Source organism: uncultured Campylobacter sp., assembly GCF_944323605.1.
GTDB lineage: Bacteria > Campylobacterota > Campylobacteria > Campylobacterales > Campylobacteraceae > Campylobacter_D.
The window spans coordinates 1-8,666 of record NZ_CALUTC010000027.1 but is presented as its reverse complement, the minus strand read 5'-3'; the positions used below and the strand labels follow the sequence as shown (position 1 = coordinate 8,666).

Genomic DNA, 8,666 nt, shown 5'->3' with positions numbered 1-8,666 from the left:
ATAATTTAAATTATTTATATTATTTTACAACTAGCTTTTATTTTTAGTTTTATTGTGAGGGTTTAAGGTTGTTTTATAGAGGGTTCTTGATTGATAATTTCTTGCTAGAATTTATTTAATATCTTTTTTTAATAGAACATAGCTTTGGATAAAAAGTAAGAAAACTAAGAAGCTTTTTGTGTAATCCCCCCCCCCTATTCATATGTTTTATAAATTCGTTTCCGATATTATAAACAAGTCCTTGTTTTATGTTTAAGGTTTCATTATAGTCCTTATAATTTTGTAGTTCTTGTTTATGAGGCTCGGTTTTAGTGTTGTGGTTTTTTACTACATATTCTAAAACAAAAGCAATTTTTATATAAGATATGAATGAATTCGAATTTTCAAGTATAATTTCACCCAATTTAAAACTTAGATGATTTTTCACCCTAGATACCGCACTTTCGTTTTCCTTTAAACCTTGCACCAAGACAGTTTTACTCTGCTTGCTTCTTTGCTCTAGTTCTTTGAAAAACATTTTTCTAGGATTAAAAGGCTTTATTTGCTTATTTTGAATTCTTTTCTCCACCTCATCTAAATAATAATTTATATCGCTAAACAAATCAATATCCTTAAAATCAGTGAAATGATACTTCCACCATTCTAGTTTAAGAAGCCTTTTTATAGTGTTTTCATCAAAACGGTATTTTATAACCTTCGCTGGTATTCCACCCACTATAGCATAAGGTGGCGCATCTTTAGTAACCACCGCTCTTTCTGCTACTACACAACCAGTGTGAAGCTTTATTCCGGGTTTTAAAAGGACATTAGTGCATATATAAACATCATTTTCTATGATAGTAGGTTTAGGCTCTGGAACAAAAAGCCTATAATTATATGCTTGAAATTCGCTATCGCAAAATTCTTTATTTGCGTCTTTATAAATATAAAATTTATTATCGTAAGTAAAAGCGGATGTGCTTATCAAATGTAAGGGGTGCTTACCTTTTATAAAATCTAAACCAGCAGCTATAGAACAATACCTAGCTATTTTTACATCAAGCCTTAAGGGGAGATAGAATAAGAAGTATTTCCAATAGAACAAAGAGAATAGCCATTTATGCTAGAATATTCCTCCATATAGCCATTATCTGGGATATATAAAATCTCTCCATCCTTATATCTACAAATTGATCCATTTTCCCAACTTCCTTGAATTTTATGTTCTTGCAAATATTCTCTTACAAACGAATTTACAGTAATTGTCATAAAAATTCCTTACTAAATTTGCTTCCCTACACTTTGTTTGTCAAGCCCTTTTTTAAGCATTAAATCAACTATGGGTTGTTCTCTTTTATTTGCCCTTTTACAATGATCTTTTTGAAAAAAATCTGTTATCTTAATAACAAATTTAGCCCAGGTTTTTTTTCGCTCACGCCAAGCGTGGGATGAAACGCTTTCCCAAGCGTAACCATTAAATATAGTAGCATTAACGAAATGATCCATAGCCCTAACACCCTGCCTAACTCTTGCTACGCTTATAAAAAGTCCGACAAAAACTATAAATAAATATCCTATGATAAACAAAGGAACTATGGCACAAAGAAGTATAGTGCCAGCTAATTTTTCTTTCATAATTTTATCTTTTTATAAATTTTATCATCATTCCATTTGCTGAACGAATGGTTAAACGTCCAACTACATCCGGAACAAAATTCTCTTTTAATTCTAGCCTATATTTACTTAAAATATGTGCTAAAATTATCATAGCTTCCTGCATAGCAAAGCCCTGCCCTATGCAAATCCTTTCACCCATACCAAATGGCATATATGCATCTTTATTATAAGGATTATCAAATCTTTCTGGTTTAAATTCATTTGGATCTTGCCAAAACTTGTTATGTCTATGTATTAGCCACGGTGCAACCACTACTCCACAGCCTTCTTGTATGTTTTTGTCTCTAAGCTTTGTATCCTTTTTAGCTGTTCTTGGAAAAAAACCAACTGGAGGATAAAGCCTAAGAGCCTCTTTAAATATATTATTTAAAATTTTAAATTGTCTAATATGTTTTATATCAAGTTTTTCGCCCTTAGTTACATTCATAATTTCTGAAAAAGCTTTTTCCTGCCAAGAATTATCCACACAAAGACAGTAAAGAGTCCAAGTAAGTGAGCTAGCAGTCGTTTCGTGTCCTGCTAAAAAAAGCATAGCAACTTGATCTAAAATTTCTTTAAAAGAAAATCTCTCATTAGTATCAGCATCAACCACCTTTAACAAAGAGGCTAAAATATCACTTCTAAATCCTGCTTCTCCCCTACTTTCTTCATCATATCTAGGTCTTATAATGTCTGATAATTTTATCCTTATTAACTCTCCTGCTTTCATCCTTTTTCTATCACCAAGCAACATAGAAAGCCAGGTAGGGAATTTAAACATCTTTCGCATAGCAGTTTTGACAGTTTCTTCTTGAAAAATAGTAAAAGCTTCTAAAATTTCTTTGCCTTGCTTTTCATCAAGCTTAGCACTCATAATGGTTCTAAAGATTACATCAGCAGTTACAAAAGTGGTTTCCTCATCAGCATTTATAAATTCTCCCTCTTTCTTTTCTAGCCTAAGAATCATATCATTAGCAGCATCATTCATAATATCAAAAACTTTATTTATCCTTGTCATTTCAAAACTAGGTTTTAAAAGCTCTCTTTGTTTTCTCCAAACATCTCCACTTGTAGTAAAAATACTCTCCCCTAAAAGCGGCTCTAAAAGCCTATGTAAAAGCTCACTTTTTGGAAATTCTTTAACCTCATCTATCATTATCCTTTTAACTTCTTGTGGATTATTTACTACATAAAGATCAAAGCCCGGCATTTTAACCCTGCCACTTTGCATAGAATAAGATCTTTCATAAAGACCGTCCAGCCAAGATCTTCTTTTTAACAAAAAAGTAGTTAATGTTGAAGCTTTGTTTTTATGAGGCTTTGGGTGAAAGGGGCAAGGCATATCATCTCCTATTTTCTAAATAAAACGAATTTGATATAATATCAAAAAAGTCATAACCAAGAGATTTTTTCTGCAAAGCTTCTAAATATAAAAAATGCACTCTATACCAATCCCTTTTGATTTTATGGTATTCGTCTTTATTATAGGCTTTAAAAAATCTTGCGGATAAAAATTTGATATTCAAATCATAAGAAGTAATGCCGGCACTTTTAAAAAAATCTAATAAATAAAAACAAGCACCGTCTATCTTTGAAGTGTAATCAAGCCAAAAGATATTGTGCTTAGACACATACTCAAGGTCTTTTTTAAAATTTAAATTTTTTCTTTGTAGGCTGACAAGTGGGATACACTCGCCAAGAGTTAAAATTTTAAGCTTAGAATAAGCGATATTTTCCCTTTCGCATTTCTTTAAAACTTTTGCTAAAACAGATACCAAAAGTATAGTTCCAACACTATGCGCGCATAATATTAGCTCATAATTATCTTTTTTTTCATTCTCTTTTATCTTTTTAAATAATTCTTCGCAAAATTCGTCCATCCTCTTATCTATACCTTTTACCCTATCAAAAGCTAAATACGCACAAAAAACACATAATCTAAGCAACCAAAACATAGCTTTTTTAGAGCCTACTTTCATTATAATATCATAGCCAATATAAAGCACTATAGCCACGCTAATGCTAAAATATATTATATTGTCACTAATAAGAAATAAAGTAGAAAAAATATATAAAAATATACAAATAAAAATAATACTTATAAAAAAAAAGGGATACATTCCTGCTAAGAAAGCATTTTTGCTAAGTTTTAAGAATTTTAAAAAAAGACCTGTAATTATGAAAATTCTAAAAAAAGAAAAATAATCCTTAAGAACAGATATAAAACCGGTATGCCAATGCTTTTTAACTATGTCATTCCAAATTAAAATGTGGTATTTACACTTAGTTGTTTGAGAATTTATAAGAAATGATACAAGATGAGAATTTTCTTGTTTAGTAGGCGAAAGCTTTAGGTTGCTTTTATGAATTTTATTATACAAAAATAGATTTTTCTTAAGTATTGAGTAATAATATCTAAATCCCCTAGGATCGTATCCAGCTATATAAAAAAAATCTCTATTTAAAACGGACAACAAAGCTCCTTTATACTAGCTTTTAAAACTTGATTTTAGCGATATTAAGTTAATAAGGGGGTTAAAATTTTAGCTTGTAATAATTTAAATTTATTTGATTTGTTAGGATTAGATAGGATCTTAAATTAGTATACATTCTATAATTTGGTTTATAAGAATGTGCTTGCCTCCAAAAAAGATCTAGTGATTTTTGATATGTTAGTCCGTCTATATCATAAAAAGCATCACCACAAACCTTTAAAGGACAGTTGTGGTAAAGAGCTGAAAGCCCAGTTGTAGAATTTATAACTATACAGCCGATAGAATTCTTAAGTATAGTTGGCAAATGGCTATCATGCACATAAAAAACTCTGCCCTCCAAACCGTAATGCTTGCTTAAATCATTGATTAAGGTTGAATAATTTTTATAGCCTCTGTCCATTGGGTGATGTTTAAACACTAGAAAATGTTTTTTTCTGGAATTATTAGCAAAAGAACTAAGGGTTTTTTTGATAAAATTTTCCATTGTCCTATACTTGTAGTGTTTTGAAACCTGAGTATCATTATAAACCTGAAGTATAGCTATAAAATAAAGCGATTTTAAATCCTTTTGAAGTCTTAAATTTATGTTCTTTTCTGTAAATTTATACAAAATTTTTCTATACAAGGATCTAATCCAAGGAAAAAGTTCTAAAGGGCTAAGACTTCTATGGTGTAATTTATTATTGTAAAAAGGTGAGCATAAAAAAGCAAAAAGCCAATATAAAAAAGCGTAAAATGCCATATATTTAAAAGCACCTTCTATCTTATTTACTTCGTCCTTATAAAAAAAGTCCTTAGTAAGATAAAAACTTTTTTGCCTTGGAGTTTTTGAATTCGCACTAACTCCGCCATTTTCAAAGGTAATAAAAGATGGACGTAAATATCCTTCCTCAAAAATAAAAACCTCCACACCTAAAGACTTAGCAACATGTATAGCTATTCTATGGACTGGTCTGCAATCATTAAAAGCCACTATACACTGAATTTCATTTTTTAAAAGTATATCTTTTAAAAAACTTCTAAAGTGTATAAATTTTCCCTTGTATGAATGGGAATTAAAAGGGTAAAAAAATTTATCTCCTCCATTAAAATTTAGCTTAAAAACCTTGGCTTTACAAGCCTTCATCTTTTTTGAAAATAAGTTAAAAAATGGACCTATTGGACCTTGTAAAAGTAGAACATTCTTAGATGCGAAATTGTTTAAAATGCTATCAAATTTCATACACTCTTATTCCCAAATAAATTTTCATAAAATCTTCTTATTTTTCTCAAGGTATAATTTCTAAAACTCATTAATGATGCTAAAATTTTATTATTTATATATCTTTCCTTGATTTCAAGCATTATATCAAAAGCTTTCTCAAATTCACATAAATTTTTATTAATGGGATCTATATATCTTGGATAAAGTAGCAATACTCCAGCTACAAGCTCATCTAAGCTAAGTTTTCTTGTGCGTCTATCGCATTTTAAGCTATCATTTGTAAGCTGCCAACCAGCATAAAATGGCATACCATATGTAAATACTTTTTTTTCCCTTAAAAGAGCTTCAAAACCTACAGTAGATGTTATGGTATGAATTTCATCTACTATATCTAAAACACTGTGAATGCTTACATCTTTTAAAATTTCATCACAATATTTAAGTATCAAAGCCTCATCTTTCAAGCCTTTTCTATTGCCGCTTAAAACATCTGGGTGAATTTTATAGTATATATAAGCATCTTGATTATTTTTCCTAACCTCCTTTATAAGCTGCAAATAAGTCATACCAAAAGCACCAAAAAGCATAGAAGCATCGTCTTCTACTTGTGCTGGTATTAAAATTTTTTTCTTATTTTCAAGGCATTTATTTCTTATAATCTTATGTTTTTGTATATTGTATTTTGAAAATTTATGCTTTAAAAGCAAATGTCTAGCCTGTTTGGCTCTTTTTAAGATCTTATCATCAAAGTCTTGATTTTGTAAGATATATTCCAAATCACTTTGCTTTGAAGGGTCTATAAAAAGACCTCTACTATCTACTACTAATGAATATGGTCTTGTTAAATCAGAGCCAAGATGTATAGATCTTACAAAACCGTCTTCTACTCTTAATTTTTGTATTTTTTTTCCAAAAAATTTTTCTAATAGCTCATCTGTGTGCTTTAAACCCCATACAAACAGCTTGTCGTTTTCATTAAAATCATAAATACTAGCTTGTTCTAAACTAGATAAAAATATAATTTCATTATGTCTTGCTGCAAAAAATGGCTTTATAAAAGATCTTTTCCAAAGTGTAAAATTTAAAAAAAATAATCTATTTGAATTTAATTTTTCTATATTTTTATACTTAAATAATGTATATATAGTATCAAAAATATCGCTTGTTTTATTTTTATAAGGGTTAAAATAAGTGGTATAAAGCAGATAAAAAGCTGCAAAAATTTCTTCTACAGTTCTTTTTTTACGCCTTCTTTCGCAACTTATCTTATCCTTTGTAAGCTGCCAACCAGCATAAAATGGCATACCATAACAAACACACTCACATCCCATTAACAAAGCCTCAAAACCCATAGTAGAAGTTTTGGTATAAACTTTGTCAAAATGGGCTAAAAGTTCTATTGGATTGTAATTTTCACTTAAGATTATAAGCTCTTTTGGCAAATCCTCTGGATTAAAATCACTTTTCTTTTTACCGCTTAAAACATCTGGGTGAATTTTTAGGTAAATTTTATGCTCTTTATTTTCATTTATAGCATCTTTTATCATATCTATGGTATTAAAATTTGAAGCTTGTCCGTATTTTAAAGAAAGATCGTTTTTTGCTTGCGTTATAATCAAAATTCTTTTTTCTTTTTTATTGAAAAGCTCTTTTGGAAGTTCTTTGTTATTGTTATACTTGCTTAGCTTAAATTTCTTTATAAGATTTATAGCCTTTTTAGCTTGCTCTAAAATTTCATCATCAAAATTATAAGAATTTAATATATTTTCAAATTTGCTTTCTTGGGTGCTATCATAGTAAATTCCTACATCATCTTTTACTATGCTAAAAGTAGGAGAATTATAAAGTCCTAAATCCAAGGATCTTAAAGCACCGTCTTCTAAAAGCAAAAATTTAGTTTTGTATTTTTTAGCTAATAAAATAGCTTTTAAACCGGATTTTTTTCTGCCCCAACCTACAAAAATATCGTTTTCTTTTGGGCTATTAAACAGTGAAAAGAAATTTATATCATAAAAAGACTTAACATTTTTTATAAGTTTTTTAGAAGTGCTGTAAAATCTTATTTCGCTCATAGTTAGAATTATACTATATTTTCATATGATTTAACAATAAAAAAAATATAAGCTAAACTCATCAAATAAAATATTAATCATTACACAAACTTATAGATTTTTTAATTTAAATCAAAAAAACAATAAACATAAAACCTTATGATAGCTTTTTTTAAAATGTAAGAAAAAAATAATTTTAAATATACTAAAATAAAACGGTTTTTTAAAGGATTGTGTTATGAAAATTTTGCTTTTAAACAAAAACCCTATAGTATCTAAGCTTGTAAAGCTAAGTGCCCAAAAAATAGGATATGATTTTGAAGAAAAAGAAGAATATAAAAAAGATTTAAACGCCGATGTTATAATAATAGACAGTGAAATAAAAGCCGATTTAAAAAAACTTAGCTCACAATGCTCCAAGCTAATCTACTTAAATTCTAAAAACGAAAACAATAATGACAATATTTTTATAAGCATACACAAGCCTTTTCTGCCAACTGACTTGATAGAATTGATACAAGGAAAAACAGAGACAGAAACAAAAATAGAAACAGAAAATAAAGAAGAAGCAGATCTTGTAAATGCTAAAGATAAGTTAGCAGAAGATAAAAATCCTTATAATGATATGACTATCGATTTAGATGCGTTAAATTTTGATTCTAACGATGAAAAACAAGACGAGGCTAAAGAAAACGAATCTAGCGAAGCTAAAGAGGAATTTTTGGAAGAAAATCTTGATTTTGGAGGCATAGAAACAAATGAAACACAAAATGAAGAAGAGGAAAAAGTAGAAAATAAAACCACTACAATAGACGAAGGCGAAGATGAAAATTTTGATGAAAGCGATTTAGATAAAGCTTTAAAACTTAGTGAAAGCGAGAAAAAAGAAAAAATAGATGAATATGTAGAAAAAGATGAAGAGGAAATAAAGCTAGATTTTCAAGATCTTACACAAGATGAAAAACAAGATAGCGAAAATGAAAAATACATTTTTGGTAGCGAACAAGAAAATTTAAATAAAGATGTAGATACTGAAGAACAAAAATCTATATCAAATGATGAGGCAAAAGAGCTAACAGATGAACTAGCACAAAGCGATGAAAAATATGCTGATAATGAAAGCACAAATGAGGAAATTCAAGATCTTAGCACAAACGAACAAGACTTAAAAACAGAGGATGAGCAAATAAAAACTCAAAGCGAGGATGAAATAAAAGATGAAATAAAAGATGAAATAAAAGATGAAATAAAAGATGAAATAAAAGATGAAATAAAAGATGA

General features: G+C 28.9%; 7 protein-coding genes and 1 pseudogene. 1 reads left to right on the top strand and 7 read right to left on the bottom strand.

Going from position 1 to position 8,666, the window contains the following annotated elements:
• Positions 1–115: 115 nt before the first annotated feature.
• The 7 genes from Q0J35_RS08875 to Q0J35_RS08845 all read right to left on the bottom strand — a co-directional run bounded on the left by Q0J35_RS08875 (position 116) and on the right by Q0J35_RS08845 (position 7,397).
• The gene (locus Q0J35_RS08875; protein WP_297195612.1) at positions 116–1,084 is read right to left on the bottom strand and encodes a CatB-related O-acetyltransferase; all 969 of its coding nucleotides are present in this window, start codon (positions 1,082–1,084) and stop codon (positions 116–118) included.
• Positions 1,045–1,248 carry a hypothetical protein gene (locus Q0J35_RS08870; RefSeq protein ID WP_297195610.1) on the bottom strand — a complete coding sequence of 68 codons (204 nt, stop codon included), beginning with the start codon at positions 1,246–1,248 and terminating at the stop codon, positions 1,045–1,047. Before Q0J35_RS08870 ends, Q0J35_RS08875 begins: the two co-directional genes overlap by 40 nt.
• A gap of 12 nt (positions 1,249–1,260) precedes the next feature.
• Entirely contained in the window at positions 1,261–1,614 is a 354-nt protein-coding gene (locus Q0J35_RS08865) for a hypothetical protein (protein ID WP_297195608.1), read from the bottom strand.
• 4 nt (positions 1,615–1,618) lie between these two features.
• Entirely contained in the window at positions 1,619–2,977 is a 1,359-nt protein-coding gene (locus Q0J35_RS08860) for a cytochrome P450 (protein ID WP_297195606.1), read from the bottom strand.
• A 1-nt stretch (position 2,978) separates the two neighbouring features.
• A complete protein-coding gene (locus tag Q0J35_RS08855) occupies positions 2,979–4,109 on the bottom strand; it encodes a DUF829 domain-containing protein (protein ID WP_297195604.1) in 1,131 nt (376 codons plus the stop codon).
• Positions 4,110–4,170: 61 nt separating this feature from the next.
• The gene (locus tag Q0J35_RS08850) at positions 4,171–5,352 is read right to left on the bottom strand and encodes a capsular biosynthesis protein (protein ID WP_297195602.1); all 1,182 of its coding nucleotides are present in this window, start codon (positions 5,350–5,352) and stop codon (positions 4,171–4,173) included.
• On the bottom strand, positions 5,349–7,397 hold the full coding sequence (locus Q0J35_RS08845; RefSeq protein ID WP_297195614.1) for a capsular polysaccharide biosynthesis protein: 2,049 nt from the start codon (positions 7,395–7,397) through the stop codon (positions 5,349–5,351). Before Q0J35_RS08845 ends, Q0J35_RS08850 begins: the two co-directional genes overlap by 4 nt.
• A 226-nt stretch (positions 7,398–7,623) precedes the next feature.
• On the opposite strand from Q0J35_RS08845, the pseudogene Q0J35_RS08840 reads away from it, so the two are divergent.
• Positions 7,624–8,666: pseudogene (locus tag Q0J35_RS08840) on the top strand (hypothetical protein); the annotation flags it as partial.

Bases quoted from the DNA above. Each gene is read 5' to 3' on its own strand.
- Q0J35_RS08870 (WP_297195610.1), bottom strand. From the start codon at position 1,248: ATGACAATTACTGTAAATTCGTTTGTAAGAGAATATTTGCAAGAACAT.
- Q0J35_RS08865 (WP_297195608.1), bottom strand. From the start codon at position 1,614: ATGAAAGAAAAATTAGCTGGCACTATACTTCTTTGTGCCATAGTTCCT.
- Q0J35_RS08860 (WP_297195606.1), bottom strand. From the start codon at position 2,977: ATGCCTTGCCCCTTTCACCCAAAGCCTCATAAAAACAAAGCTTCAACA.
- Q0J35_RS08850 (WP_297195602.1), bottom strand. From the start codon at position 5,352: ATGAAATTTGATAGCATTTTAAACAATTTCGCATCTAAGAATGTTCTA.